Annotated in this window: 12 protein-coding genes; 11 read left to right on the top strand and 1 reads right to left on the bottom strand. The window is 63.3% G+C overall.

The genetic code is table 11. From position 1 onward, the window contains the following. The first annotated feature begins 15 nt into the window (after positions 1 to 15). Entirely contained in the window at positions 16 to 1,053 is a 1,038-nt protein-coding gene (ruvB, locus tag NKH73_RS03635; protein ID WP_352928180.1) for a Holliday junction branch migration DNA helicase RuvB, read from the top strand. A gap of 121 nt (positions 1,054 to 1,174) precedes the next feature. Beyond that, positions 1,175 to 2,083, top strand: a complete 909-nt coding sequence (locus NKH73_RS03630; protein ID WP_352928177.1) for a metallophosphoesterase — start codon at positions 1,175 to 1,177, stop codon at positions 2,081 to 2,083. A 6-nt stretch (positions 2,084 to 2,089) separates the two neighbouring features. On the opposite strand, the gene NKH73_RS03625 is transcribed toward NKH73_RS03630, so the two are convergent. After that, the gene (locus NKH73_RS03625; RefSeq protein WP_352928174.1) at positions 2,090 to 3,340 is read right to left on the bottom strand and encodes a glycoside hydrolase family 5 protein; all 1,251 of its coding nucleotides are present in this window, start codon (positions 3,338 to 3,340) and stop codon (positions 2,090 to 2,092) included. Between the two features lie 132 nt (positions 3,341 to 3,472). Here NKH73_RS03625 and ybgC point away from each other — a divergent pair, with 132 nt between their 5' ends. The 9 genes from ybgC (at position 3,473) to ftsH (ending at position 13,524) form a co-directional block, all read left to right on the top strand. Beyond that, complete coding sequence (gene ybgC / locus NKH73_RS03620) at positions 3,473 to 3,946, top strand: tol-pal system-associated acyl-CoA thioesterase (protein WP_352928171.1); 474 nt, start codon at positions 3,473 to 3,475, stop codon at positions 3,944 to 3,946. A gap of 285 nt (positions 3,947 to 4,231) precedes the next feature. Next, positions 4,232 to 4,942, top strand: coding sequence for a protein TolQ (tolQ, locus tag NKH73_RS03615; protein ID WP_095487401.1), 711 nt, complete (start codon positions 4,232 to 4,234; stop codon positions 4,940 to 4,942). A gap of 9 nt (positions 4,943 to 4,951) precedes the next feature. Beyond that, positions 4,952 to 5,410, top strand: a complete 459-nt coding sequence (gene tolR / locus NKH73_RS03610) for a protein TolR (RefSeq protein WP_352928166.1) — start codon at positions 4,952 to 4,954, stop codon at positions 5,408 to 5,410. 7 nt (positions 5,411 to 5,417) lie between these two features. Continuing rightward, positions 5,418 to 6,575, top strand: coding sequence for a cell envelope integrity protein TolA (tolA, locus tag NKH73_RS03605; protein WP_352928163.1), 1,158 nt, complete (start codon positions 5,418 to 5,420; stop codon positions 6,573 to 6,575). A gap of 67 nt (positions 6,576 to 6,642) precedes the next feature. Beyond that, positions 6,643 to 7,926 carry a Tol-Pal system beta propeller repeat protein TolB gene (tolB, locus tag NKH73_RS03600; RefSeq protein ID WP_352928763.1) on the top strand — a complete coding sequence of 428 codons (1,284 nt, stop codon included), beginning with the start codon at positions 6,643 to 6,645 and terminating at the stop codon, positions 7,924 to 7,926. 269 nt (positions 7,927 to 8,195) lie between these two features. After that, positions 8,196 to 8,702: a peptidoglycan-associated lipoprotein Pal gene (pal, locus tag NKH73_RS03595; protein ID WP_352928160.1), complete on the top strand. Its 507-nt coding sequence runs from the start codon at positions 8,196 to 8,198 to the stop codon at positions 8,700 to 8,702. Between the two features lie 201 nt (positions 8,703 to 8,903). Beyond that, entirely contained in the window at positions 8,904 to 10,049 is a 1,146-nt protein-coding gene (ybgF, locus tag NKH73_RS03590) for a tol-pal system protein YbgF (protein WP_352928157.1), read from the top strand. Between the two features lie 34 nt (positions 10,050 to 10,083). Then, positions 10,084 to 11,472: a tRNA lysidine(34) synthetase TilS gene (tilS, locus tag NKH73_RS03585; protein ID WP_352928761.1), complete on the top strand. Its 1,389-nt coding sequence runs from the start codon at positions 10,084 to 10,086 to the stop codon at positions 11,470 to 11,472. Between the two features lie 123 nt (positions 11,473 to 11,595). Then, entirely contained in the window at positions 11,596 to 13,524 is a 1,929-nt protein-coding gene (gene ftsH, locus NKH73_RS03580) for an ATP-dependent zinc metalloprotease FtsH (RefSeq protein WP_065011263.1), read from the top strand. The last annotated feature ends 282 nt before the right edge of the window (positions 13,525 to 13,806 follow it).

Below are 13,806 nucleotides of genomic sequence, written 5' to 3'. Positions count from 1 at the left end.
TGCAAGGAAGGCGGCATGAGCCTTTCGCCACGCCTCATTGCTCCCGACAAGCGCGGCGAGGATGCCGAGCAGACCTTGCGGCCGCAGACGCTCGGCGACTTCGTTGGCCAGGCGGCGGTGCGGGCCAATCTCAAAGTGTTCATCGAGGCCGCCAAGGGCCGCAGCGAGGCGCTCGACCACGTGCTGTTCGTCGGGCCGCCCGGCCTCGGCAAGACGACCTTGGCGCAGATCATGGCGCGCGAGCTCGGCGTCAATTTCCGCTCGACCTCCGGTCCGGTCATCGCCAAGGCCGGCGATCTCGCAGCACTGCTCACCAATCTCGAAGACCGCGACGTGCTGTTCATCGACGAGATCCACCGGCTCAACCCGGCGGTCGAGGAAATCCTCTATCCGGCGATGGAGGATTTCCAACTCGACCTGATCATCGGGGAGGGGCCGGCGGCGCGCTCGGTCAAGATCGATCTCGCCCGCTTCACTCTGGTTGCCGCCACTACGCGGCTCGGCCTCTTGACCAATCCGCTGCGCGACCGCTTCGGCATTCCGGTCCGTCTCAATTTCTATTCGGTCGAGGAACTGGAGCAGATCGTGCGCCGCGGCGCCCGCATCCTTGCCATGCCGCTTGGCGACGATGGCGCGCTGGAGATCGCCCGACGCGCGCGAGGCACGCCGCGCATCGCCGGCCGGCTGTTGCGCCGCGTGCGCGATTTTGCCTCTGTCGCCGGCGACGGTCATGTCGATCGCCAGATCGCCGACGAGGCGCTGACGAGGCTCGAGGTCGACGCGCTCGGCCTCGATGCGCTGGACCGCCGCTATCTCCAGATGATCGCCAGGAATTTCGGCGGCGGGCCGGTCGGCATCGAGACCATCGCGGCGGGACTTTCCGAGCCGCGGGACGCGATCGAGGACATCATCGAGCCCTATCTGATCCAGCAGGGCTTCATCCAGCGCACGCCGCGCGGCCGCGTGCTGACCGCCAATGCCTGGCGGCATCTCGGCCTCGATGCGCCGAAGGACTTGGCGCAGCAGCAGATCAGCCTGTTCCAGGAAGAGTAGCGTCGCGCGGCCCTTCGTTCCTGCGCAAAATCTCCTAATCCCGGTCAGCTTGCCGGCGCATTTGCGGACTTAAAGCTTCGCGCTGTGGGACCGTCGATCCCGCGAACGACGGAGCTGAGCGATGATCACAAGACGTGGCTTCCTGCGCCTCATCGGCGGCTCGCTCTTTTCGATGGTGTCGCTCAGCGCCTATGCGGTCGGCATCGAGCCGATGCTTCTGACCCATGTGAAGCGTTATTCGCTGACGCCGCCAAACTGGCCGGCAGGCTTGCGGCTGCGGGTCGTTGCCCTTGCCGACATCCATGCCTGCCGGCCATGGATGACGCCGGAGCGGATCGCTTCGCTCGCCCAACAGGTAAACGCATTGCAGCCGGATCTGATTGTCCTGCTTGGCGACTATGCCGCCGGCACCCGGATGGTGACGGAATGGGTGGATTCTTCCGAATGGGCGCCAGCTTTGTCAGGGCTAAGGGCCCCGCTCGGTGTGTGGGCAATCCTTGGCAACCACGATTGGTGGGAAGATCTTTCGGCGCAAAGGGCCGGAGTGGGGCCAACGCTGGCGCGCAAGGCGATCGAAAGCGCCGGCATACCGGTGCTGGAGAACGATGTCGTGCGCCTGGAAAAGGACGGGCATGGCTTCTGGGTTGCCGGGCTGGCGGATCAGCTTGCATTGCGACCAGGCAAAGCCTGGGGCTGCAGTCGATTCAAGGGATTGGACGACCTCGAAGGCACACTGGCAAAGGTGACCGATGAAGCGCCGGTCATCCTGCTCGCGCACGAGCCCGACATATTCCCGAAAGTGCCGTCACGCGTTTCGCTCACGCTTTCCGGCCATACCCATGGCGGGCAGGTGCGGCTGTTCGGCTTTTCTCCGGTCGTGCCGTCGCGGTTCGGCAACCGCTTCGCCTATGGCCATGTCGTGGAGGAGAACCGCAACCTGATCGTTTCAGGAGGCCTCGGCTTCAGCATCCTGCCGGTGCGTTTCGGGATGCGTCCTGAGATTCTTTCGATCGAACTGGGCTCAGCGTGAACCGCTTCAATGAAGCGACCTGATCGCGTCCAGCACATCCGGCTCGGCCTTCTCGCCATTGAAAGCGTCGACGATGCCGAAGGCGCCGCCATAGCTCCACACCGACCATGAAAAGCCATGCGCTTCGGCGCGCGCGATCATGTCCTTGACGTAAGCGGCGCGATATTCTGCCGGCATCACATAGGCATTGCCGTATTCCTGGCGGATCATGCCGAATTCGCCGAGCGTGACGTTTTCGGATTTTATCCCATGGGCCTTCGCCCAGGCTTCGACAGTCTTGAACGGCGCGTCCATGACAGCGAGCAGCTTTTCGTGCGTGTCGATGCTGGCGACCTGTTCATCAAGGTAGGCGAGCAGGCCGTTCTGGCGCGCCCATGGCGCCTCGGCCTTGATCCTGGCGCGGATCGTGTCGAGCGTCGCATCGAGTTCGGCACGCGGCACGGCGGTGAGCGGATAGGGCAGTCCGGTGACATAAGGGATGAAATCGCCGGCCCAGGTCGCACCCTGATGGGTGAGCAGGAACGGATCGTAGGAGTGGAAGGTCCAGATCACGTTGTCGTCGGGGACCGCCTTCGGATCGATTTTTGCCAGCGATGCCGCATTCGAGTAGCAGGCGCCGGTCAGGATCAGCGTGAGCTTCGTGGCCGATGAACGCGCCGCCGCGAACAGTTTTTGCTGACGCTCCGGCCACAGGCTGGTGCCGTCGCTGTCGCAGTCGACGATCGGCTCGTTCATCGGCTCGAAGGCGACTTGGCGCGGATCCTCATCGGCCAGCGTGCGCGCCATCTTGCGCACCATTTCGACATAGGCTTCGAACACTTTCGGGTCGTCCATCACCTGGCCCATGCCGATCTCGCGGCTATTGCCGCTAGGGATCAGGTGCATGTCGACGATCACTTTCAGTCCGGCACGATTGATCATGCGCACAGAGTCCAGCACGCTGGCATAGAGCTCGTCGCGCAGCGCCAGCGTCTCGCCCGACAGGAACGGCGACGGATCGACCGGCAGGCGCAGGAAATCGAAGCCGGCGCTCTTCAGCGCCTTGAGGTCATCATCACCAAGGAACTTGCGCCATTCCGGATAGGGCAAAATTGCCTGCCGGTCGCTCCATTTGTCCTCGCCCGGCCATGTCGTCCACTGGTCGAGGTTGAGACCGCGTTTTATCGAAAAGCTTGCGGCCTGGCTGGGCAACGCCAGCACGCCGAGCATAAGCAGCGCCGCCATCAAGGTCTTGATCATCGCCGTCAACAGTGCCATCGGGTTCTTGCGCCAAGCTAATGCGTGTCGCCCACAAGTGTGTAGCGGTTTTGGGACAACGACACGCACTGATACAACCACCTAAGCGCGTCGCACTTTAGGTGCCCGGCCAGACCCAAAAAGGGAAGCGCAATGGACGATCATGGTGAATCGGCGGCGCTATCCGCCGGACTTTCCGGCGCGCTGACGGAATTCGGCCACCGGCTGATGGCGCGGGTCTATTATGCCGACACCGATTTCTCCGGCGTCGTCTATCACGCGCGCTATCTCGAATTCTTCGAACGCGGCCGTTCCGACTATCTCAGGCTTGCCGGGGTCCATCACACCGAACTCGCCGAGGGCAAGCATGGCGAAAGAATAGTCTGGGTGGTGCGGCGCATGGAAATCGACTTTCGCGGGTCCGCCCGCATGGACGACATCCTGACCATCGAGACGCGCACCGAGGACATTTCAGGCGCCCGCATCTTCATGGCGCAACAGCTGAAGCGCGGCGGCGCGGTGCTGGTCGAGGCGCGGGTCGAGGCGGCGATCATCGGCGAGAATGGCCGGCCAAGACGTTTTCCGAAGGAATGGATCCCAGCCTTCATGCCCAAGACAAATCGGTAAGTTCAAATCGGTAAATTACTGACGCCGATGATCCGCTGACGATGCTTGGCGGCTCGCCCAAGGCGCGGCAATGCGCCGCGCTGTACGTCCTAACCCATCCTTAACCATAACGGTTCATGAAGAGAGTGGTGAAGATTGGAGGAATCCAGCGCCTTCCTTTCACCAACATTTGCCCCGAAAAGGCCGCCAACGGTGCATTTGGGGTTATTCCGGAAGCTTTGCGCGAACGGACCACAAGGGATGCCCATGGGCCAGCCGCGCCCGGAAAATCTTAAGGACGTAACCATGGAAAATATCGCACTCGCCGAACCGGGCGCGCATTTGTCGATTTGGGCGCTGTTCATGCAAGCCGGCTGGGTGGTCAAGCTGGTTATGATCGGGCTGCTCTGCGCCTCGATCTGGACCTGGGCGATCATCGTCGACAAGCTCGTCGCCTATGGCCGCATGCGGCTCGCGCTCAATCGCTTCGAACAGGTGTTCTGGTCGGGGCAGTCGCTGGAAGAGCTTTATCGCACGCTCGCCGACCGCAAGACCACTGGCATGGGCGCCATCTTCGTCGCCGCCATGCGCGAATGGAAGAAGAGCTTCGAGAAGGGCGCGAAATCGCCGCTTGGCCTGCAGAACCGCATAGACAAGGCGATGGACCTGGCGCTGACCCGCGAAATGGAAAAGCTGGAAGGGCGGCTTGGTTTTCTCGCCACCACCGGCTCGGCAGCGCCCTTCATCGGCCTGTTCGGCACCGTGATCGGCATCATGACCTCGTTCCAGGCGATCGCCGCATCCAAGAATACCAGCCTGGCGGTAGTCGCACCCGGCATTGCCGAAGCGCTGCTGGCCACCGCCATCGGCCTGCTCGCGGCCATCCCCGCCGTCATCGCCTACAACAAGCTGTCGTCGGACGCGAGCAAGATCGCCGTGCGCATGGAGGGGTTCGCGGACGAGTTCTCCGCCATACTCTCGCGCCAAATCGATGAAAAAGTCGCGCAGAAGACCTGAGGAACGATCATGGGAATGTCTGTAGGCGCGGGTGGTGGAGGACGCGGTGGTCGTGGCCACAGGCGGCGCGGCCGCCATCACGCGATGATATCGGAAATCAACGTCACGCCGATGGTCGACGTGATGCTGGTGCTGCTGATCATCTTCATGGTCGCCGCGCCTTTGCTGACGGTCGGCGTGCCGATCGACCTTCCGGATACCCAGGCCAAGGCGATGAACGTCGACACGCAGCCGATCACCGTCTCGATCAACTCCACCGGCCAGATCTACCTCCAGGAGACCGAAATCCCGATCGAGGAGCTGGTGGCGAAACTGCAGGCGATCTCGAAGACCGGTTACGACGAGCGCATCTTCATCCGTGGCGATAAGTCGACGGACTATGGCACCGCCATGAAGGTGATGGCTCGAATCTCGGCCGCCGGGTACAAGAATATCGGCCTGGTTTCGCTGCAGGAACAGGATCAATAGACGCAAGATGAGGACGGGCCTCACCACATCGGTGATCTTGCATACGGTAGCGTTGGCCTTCGGGCTGTTCACGCTGTCGTCGCCGCCTGCCATGCCTGCGTCCGATGCTGAGTCTCTGGCGGTCGAAATCGTGCCGATGGAAGCGATCGCGCAGATGCAGAAGGGCGACAAGAAGGCTGCGGTGAGCGAAAAGCCGGCGCCATTGCCGACCCAGCGTCCGGACATCGTGGCCGACGCGCAGACAGTCGGCGACAACAGCGTCGATACCGACAAGCCGCCGACGCCTGAAGCCAAGCCCCAGCCGGTCGACAAGGCTGAGGCGCCGCCGCCCGCGCCGACGCCGAAAGAGAAGCCGAAGCCCGAGGACGTGCCGAAGCCGAAGGAACAGCCCACGCCTGTTCCGGCGACGGAGGTCGCACCGGTGCCGCAGCCGAAGGAAGAGGTCAAGCCGGAGCCGGTCAAGCAGGCGGAGCCAAAACCGACACCGGCCAAGGAACCGGCGCCGACGCCGCCGCAGGACAAGACCGCCGCCATCGACCCGAAGCCCGAGGTCAAGCCGGACGCCGTCGCCGAAGCGATTGCCAAGGAACCGCCTACCGAGGAGACGCAGCTTCCGGACTCTGCGCCGGCCCCGCAGGCGCGGCCGAAGCCGCAGCCGGCCCAGGCCGAAAGCGCCAAGGCGCCGGAGCGCAAGGACGCCGACAAGCCGATCAAGGAAGCCTCATCCAAGCCGAAGTCGGATGACAAGCAGTTCAACGCCGACGAGATTTCGGCGCTGCTCGACAAACGGAAACCGTCCGGCGGCGGCGCCAAACGCTCTACCCAGCAGGCATCGCTCGGTGGCGACAAGGATCAGGGCCAGAAGCTTTCAAGATCGGAGCAGGGCGCATTGGAGGCCCAGCTTGGCGGCTGCTGGACACTGCCGGCAGGGCTTGAGGGTTCGGAGAACTTCATCGTCGTAGTCCGGTTCAACCTGGACGCCTCCGGGAAGCTGGATGGCCGGCCGTCCGTCGAAAAATCGAGCGGAAACCGCCCGTTCGACGAAAGTGCCGTACGCGCGGTTCAAAAATGCGACATGGCCGGTCTGCAGGTTCCCGCCGGCAAACAAGACATCTGGGCCGACATTCGGGTCACGTTCGATCCGAGGGAGATGCTCGGCCTGTAGGCCTGGCGCCCGTAGAATCATTGAAGAGAAGCGAGAAGACATGAAATCCATTCTCAAGCCGCTCCTGATGATCGTAGCGATGGCGCTGGGCATGACTGCCGCCGCCACCTTGCCGGCGCGGGCGCTCGTTGAACTCAACGTCAACAAAGGCAATGTCGAGCCGCTGCCGATCGCCATTACCGATTTCCAGGGCGGCGATGCGCTGGGCGCGGAGATTTCGGGCATCGTCAGCGCGGACCTGAAACGCTCCGGCCTGTTCGCGCCGATCGACAAGAGCGCCTTCATCGAAAATATCTCGAACCCCGATGCCACGCCTCGCTTCGAGGACTGGAAAGTGATCAATGCCCAGGCGCTGGTCACTGGCAGCGTCAGCAAGGAGGCCGACGGCCGCGTCCGAGCCCAGTACAGGCTGTGGGACACCTTTGCCGGCCAGCAGATGTCGGGCGAGCAGTTCTTCGCCAACGACGCCAATACAAGGCGCGTCGCCCATATCATCGCCGACGCGATCTACGAGCGGCTGACCGGCGAGAAGGGCTATTTCGACACGCGCGTCGTCTTCATCGACGAGTCGGGCGCGAAGAACGCGCGCAAGAAGCGCCTCGCCATCATGGACCAGGACGGCGCCAACGTCCGCTACCTGTCGGATGGCAAGTCGATCGTGCTCACGCCGCGTTTCTCGCCGAACCGGCAGGAAATCACCTACATGTCCTATGAAAGCGGCCAGCCGAAGGTCTATCTGCTGCAGATCGAGACCGGGCAGCGCGAACTGGTCGGCGACTTTCCCGGCATGACCTTTGCGCCGCGCTTCTCGCCCGACGGCCAAAAGGTGATCATGAGCCTGCTGCGCGACGACGGCAATTCCAACATCTTTGCCATGGATTTGAGAAGCCGCTCGACGACTAGGCTGACCAATTCGACGGCCATCGACACCTCGCCGTCCTATTCGCCTGACGGCAGCAAGGTCGTGTTCACCTCCGACCGCGGCGGCCGCGCACAGATTTATGTGATGGGCGCCGACGGTTCGGGCCAGACCCGCATCTCGTTCGGCGACGGCGTCTATTCGACGCCGGTGTGGTCGCCGCGGGGCGACCTCATCGCCTTCACCAAGCAGACCGCCGGCGAATTCCAGATCGGCGTCATGCGCATCGACGGTTCGGGCGAGCGCATCCTTTCAACCGGCTTCCAGCAGGAGGGGCCGACCTGGGCGCCCAACGGCCGGGTGCTGATGTTCTTCCGCGATTCAGCCGGCGGTCCGAAACTCGTTTCGGTCGATCTCACCGGTCGCAACGAACAGTCGATCCCGACCGCGAATTTCGCGTCGGATCCGGCCTGGTCGCCGCTGCTCGAGTAAGAGAGGAATTGGGGAAATGAAGAATTGAAGAGATGGAGAGAACGGGATTCCTCAATTCTTCAATTCGCTCCTTTCCACGCCTTGGTCGCGTTTTGGCCGCATTTCCGCCTACGGTCCGCGCGCATTGTTGCTCCCTCGGATGCTCTTGGGCAAACGGCTGCGGACGGCAGCCGAAACCAAATTTTAACCGTGTTTCTTGAACGCCGGTTAACCCAAACGTGGTTACTGGACGATCAACGAAATCACTCGAATTGCGAAGGAGAGGCGGCATGGGCCGTATCGCAGCACTTACCAGAAACCCGGTGATGATCGCGTTGGTGGCGTCGCTCGCCATCGCCGGTTGCGCTTCGAAGAAGACCCCGAACAGCGCCGCCGATCTCGGTCTCAGCGGCGCCGGAGCGGCAACGCCCGGATCGGCCCAGGACTTCACCGTCAACATCGGCGACCGCATCTTCTTCGACACGGATTCGTCCTCGATCCGCGCCGACGCGCAGACGACGCTTTCGCGCCAGGCGCAGTGGCTGAACCAGTATAGGCAGTATGCCATCGTCATCGAAGGCCATGCCGACGAGCGCGGCACGCGCGAATACAATCTGGCGCTCGGCGCTCGCCGCGCCGCTGCCACCCGCGACTTCCTCGTCGCCAGGGGTGTTTCCGGCCAGCGCCTGAAGACCATTTCCTACGGCAAGGAACGTCCGGTCGCGGTTTGCGACGACATCTCATGCTGGTCGCAGAACCGCCGCGCCGTTACCACGCTCAGCGGCGCCGGTTCTTGATCGGCAATTCCTGATCGGCAGAAATGCAACACATATATGCGAAAGGCGGCCCCGGCCGCCTTTTTCATGTCCGGCGCCCGGATATGAAACTTGAAACAAAATTTGGCCGAAGTCCTGCGTCCTGCTAAGAGCCGAGGCGCCTGACGGTCCCACCCGGATCGGAGGCATGCAACAGGCTAACAATTTCACGGCGAGAGGCACATGCATTTCAGATCGGTCTTGAGCGGCACGCTTGCGCTGCTGCTCGTATCAGGCGTCGCCGCACTTGCTGCCAGTACCGGGGCAAGCGGCAACGAGCAACAACCGTCGAAGGGCGTTTTTTCCTTCCACCTGCCGACGCTCGGCATTTTCGGCGAAAAGCCGGGCATTTTCAGTGAAAAGCCTGGCATTTTCGGTGAAAAGAAGAAACCGGATCAGGTTCAGTTCGCACAGGATGGCACCGGCACCACCGCGCTGCAGGAACAGCTCCGGCAAATGAACGGCAAGATCGAGGAGCTCAACTTCCAGGTCCTGCAGATGCAGGAGCAGATCCGCAAGCAGCAGGAAGACAACGAGTTCCGCTTCCAGCAGCTGGAAGGCGGTTCGCAAGGCGCGCCGCAACCAACGGAGCAGAAAAAGTCGGACGCCACGACCAACACCGACAGCAGCGTCGCCGAGGCTCCGGCGACGCACGCCCCGGCCGATGCTGACCCGCCGCCCGCCGGCGCTCAGGGCGAGGACGTTATCGTCGAATCGCCGACGGGCGAGCCCGGCAGGGTGATCCCGGGTACGCCGCCGAAGACATTCGGCACCATCACGGTCGATAAGAACGGCAATGTGATCGACGCCGACGGCAACACGCAGGCTCATGCACCGGCGCCGAGCACCGCCCCAGCCACTAACGGTCAAGCCACGGGCGACCAAGCCACTGGCGCCCAGGCCGGCAAGTCCGACAATACAGTGGTCGCGGCGCTGCCCGCCACCGACGACCCGGAGGAGCTTTACCGCAACTCCTACCAGTTTATCCTGTCGGGCGACTATAGCACTGCCGAACAGGGTTTTCGCGACCACATCGCCCGCTTCCCCAAGGACACCAAGACGGCGGACGCGCATTACTGGCTGGGTGAATCGCTGCTCGGCCAGCAGAAATACCGCGACGCGGCCGAGACTTTCCTCGCCGCCAGCAAGGACTATCCGAAGGCCAAGAAGGCTCCCGACATGCTGCTGAAGCTCGGCGTGTCGCTGGTCGGGTTGAACCAGCGCGACGTAGCCTGCGCCACTTTCGGCGAGATCGGCAAGCGCTATCCCAACGTTTCAGGCGCACTCAAGGAACGCGTCAAGCAGGAAAGGGCGCTCGCGGCGTGCTAGTTTTTCTCTTGCATGTCGTTGGCGACATGCATTGATGCTCGAAACCGAGCCTGACCTTTCGGATTTTTCGAAGATCGATTTTTCCAACGGCGCTGTTGCGGCCGTGTCCGGCGGCAGCGACTCGACCGCCCTTCTCCTTCTCCTCAAAGATCACCTCGACCGTACCGCGCCCGCTACGAAATTGCTGGCTGTGACGATCGACCACAATCTGCGGTCGGGCTCGGCAGCGGAAGCGCAAGCCGTGGCCAGGCTTTGCGCAGAGCGCGGCATTGCCCACCGCATCCTGGTCTGGTCCGGGCGCAAGCCGTCGACCGGCCTGCCGGCTGCCGCGCGAGAGGCACGCTACCGGCTGCTGGCCGAGGCAGCGCAGGCGGAAGGCATCGGCCTGATCCTGACCGGCCACACTGCCGACGACCAGGCCGAGACCGTGCTGATGCGGCACGCGCGCCAGGAGGGGCCGCGAGAGGCGGGGCGAGGCCTAGCCGGCATGGCGCCTGCAACCCTTTACGACTGGCGGATCTGGATCGCACGGCCGCTTCTCGGTACACGGCGTGCGACGCTGCGCGACGTCTTGCGGCGCGCGAGTGTCGGCTGGACCGAAGACCCGACCAATGAAGACGTGGCTTTCGAGCGGCCGCGTGTCCGCGCAGCACTTGCTGCGGGTAACGGTGCGCAGCGCGTGGAAGACGCGGTGGCGCTGGCTGTGCGGGCTGCGGTGGAGCGTGAGCAGCTTGGCCATAGGGCGGCCGCGCTGATCCGTGGATTTGCCAGCAGGCCCGCTGACGGCCTTATCCGTCTCGATCCGGGTTTCGCGACGGCCGGCGACGAGCCTGCGGCCGTTTACGCGCTGCGCATCCTGCTGGCGACTGTCGGCGGCGTTGCCTTTCTGCCCGACCAGGCTCGCAGCGAGGCGCTGCTCGACCGGCTGAGGGCCTCCCCATTTTGCGCTACCCCATTTTGCGCTACATTGTCGCGGACGGTGGTCGATGCACGGCGTGCCGGCATCTTCCTGCGTCGCGAAACCCGCAACCTGCCGCCCGCTGCTCCTGCCGCGGACAATGCTCTCTGGGACGGCCGCCGGAGGATCACATTGGGCGACAGGCCAGGTGCATTTTTGATCGCGCCGCTCGGCGCGGCTCGTGCCGCAAAACAGGCAATTTCCGAAGACGGCACGCCGCCAAGCCTTGTCCGCGCGGCCCTGGCGGCCGAGCCGGTGCTGTGGCGCGCAAGCGAATATCCTGGCGAATGCTTTGGTTCGGCGCAGGCCAGCCCGGTTTTGCCAGGAATGGCGGTATGGCCCGTCGTCGCGCCCTTTGTCCGCTTCCTGCCGTCCTTCGATCTGGCGCCGGCCATGACAGTCGCTGCGCTGATCGGCGCGCCGCTCGTTCCAGCCATGCCTTTCACCGGCCACACTGCCGGTTGATCATGGGCGAAAGCTTAACCGCGACATGCTGTTCTGCTTGGCAAGGGAGGGCGCCATCCCTATGTTAGGCCCAAGTTTCCTCTCACGACGCGTGTCCGCCAGCGGACGCCAACGGGACAATTGATGAATCCGAATTATCGCAATCTCGCGCTCTGGGCGATCATAGCGGTCCTGCTCATCGCTCTTTTTAACTTGTTCCAGACGCCACAGACGCGCGGAGCAGCGAGCGATGTTCCCTATTCGCAGTTCCTGCAGGATGTCGCGGCGGGCCGGGTCAAGACGGTGACCATCGCGGGTGCGCGCATTTCCGGTACCTATACCGACACCTCCACCGGCTTCCAGACCTATTCGCCTGGAGATCCGTCGCTGGTTTCGAGGCTGCAGGACAAGAACGTCACCATCAATGCGCGCCCCGAATCCGACGGCTCCAATTCGCTGTTCGGCTATCTCATCTCCTGGCTGCCGATGATCCTGATCCTTGGCGTCTGGATATTCTTTATGCGCCAGATGCAGTCCGGCTCCGGCCGCGCCATGGGCTTCGGCAAGTCGAAGGCCAAGCTTTTGACCGAGGCACATGGCCGCGTCACCTTCCAGGATGTCGCCGGCGTCGACGAAGCCAAGCAGGATCTGGAAGAGATCGTCGAATTCCTGCGTGACCCACAGAAGTTCCAGCGGCTCGGCGGCAAGATCCCGCGCGGCGTGCTGCTCGTCGGCCCTCCCGGAACCGGCAAGACGCTGCTTGCCCGCTCAGTCGCCGGTGAAGCCAACGTGCCGTTCTTCACCATTTCCGGCTCGGACTTCGTCGAGATGTTCGTCGGCGTCGGCGCCAGCCGCGTCCGCGACATGTTCGACCAGGCCAAGAAGAATGCGCCCTGCATCATCTTCATCGACGAAATCGACGCGGTCGGCCGCCATCGCGGCGCCGGCCTCGGCGGCGGCAATGATGAACGCGAGCAGACGCTGAACCAGTTGCTGGTCGAAATGGATGGCTTCGAATCCAACGAAAGCATCATCCTGATCGCCGCCACCAACCGGCCCGACGTGCTCGATCCGGCGCTGCTCAGGCCCGGCCGTTTCGACCGCCAGGTGGTGGTGCCGAACCCCGACATCGTCGGCCGCGAGAAGATCCTGAAGGTGCATGTGCGCAACGTGCCGCTGGCGCCCAACGTCGACCTCAAGGTGATCGCACGCGGCACGCCAGGCTTTTCCGGCGCCGACCTGATGAACCTCGTCAACGAATCCGCCCTGATGGCGGCTCGGCGCAACAAGCGCCTGGTCACCATGGCCGAGTTCGAGGACGCCAAGGACAAGATCATGATGGGTGCCGAGCGCCGTTCGTCGGCCATGACCCAGGCCGAGAAGGAACTCACCGCCTATCATGAAGCCGGACACGCCATCCTGGCGCTGAACGTGCCGTCGGCCGATCCGCTACACAAGGCGACCATCATCCCGCGCGGCCGGGCGCTTGGCATGGTCATGCAGTTGCCGGAAGGCGACCGCTATTCGATGAGCTACAAATACATGATCTCGCGCCTCGCCATCATGATGGGCGGCCGCGTCGCCGAGGAGTTCAAGTTCGGCAAGGAGAACATTACCTCGGGCGCCTCCTCTGACATCGAGCAGGCGACCAAGCTGGCGCGCGCCATGGTCACGCGCTGGGGCTTTTCCGACAAGCTCGGCCATGTCGCCTATGGCGACAACCAGGAGGAAGTGTTCCTCGGTCATTCGGTGGCGCGCACGCAGAACGTCTCGGAAGAGACGGCGCAGATCATCGACGCCGAAGTGCGCCGGCTGATCGACGAGGCCTATTCGACGGCGAAATCCATCCTGACCAAGAAAAAGAAGGAATGGATCGCACTGGCGCAGGGGCTGCTGGAATATGAGACGCTGTCCGGCGAGGAGATCAAGCAGTTGATCGCCGGCCACAAGCCCGCCCGCGATCTCGGCGACGACACACCGCCGAGCCGTGGCTCGGCCGTGCCGAAGTCCGGCAGCCGCCGCAAGAAGGGCCCGGAGCCCGAAGGCGGCATGGAGCCCCAGCCGTCAAGCTAGGGTCTGCTCAAGAGGTTGATTTCGAAACGCCGCGGTTTGGACCGCGGCGTTTTTGGCCTGCAGAGGCTTGCGCGGTCGGCTGAAAGTCCGTCGGTCGCAGCGTTGGGATCAATCGCAGATGTCAGCGCTGCCCCTCATCGCCCTGCCGGGCACTTCTCCCCGTATAGTGACGGGGAGAAGGGGCTGGCCGTAGCTTTGTCGCACTTTCTGCAACGTTGGCGATTGGCGAAACTGTCGATGGTGGCGTCCTTCGCCTCGTTTACGGGGAGAAGATGCCGGCAG

The sequence above is a fragment of the Mesorhizobium sp. M0938 genome (genome assembly GCF_040319125.1).
In the GTDB taxonomy this organism is placed as follows: Bacteria; Pseudomonadota; Alphaproteobacteria; order Rhizobiales; family Rhizobiaceae; genus Mesorhizobium; species Mesorhizobium robiniae.
Note: the sequence above shows the minus strand (reverse complement) of the source record. Positions and strands in the feature narration are given on the sequence as shown.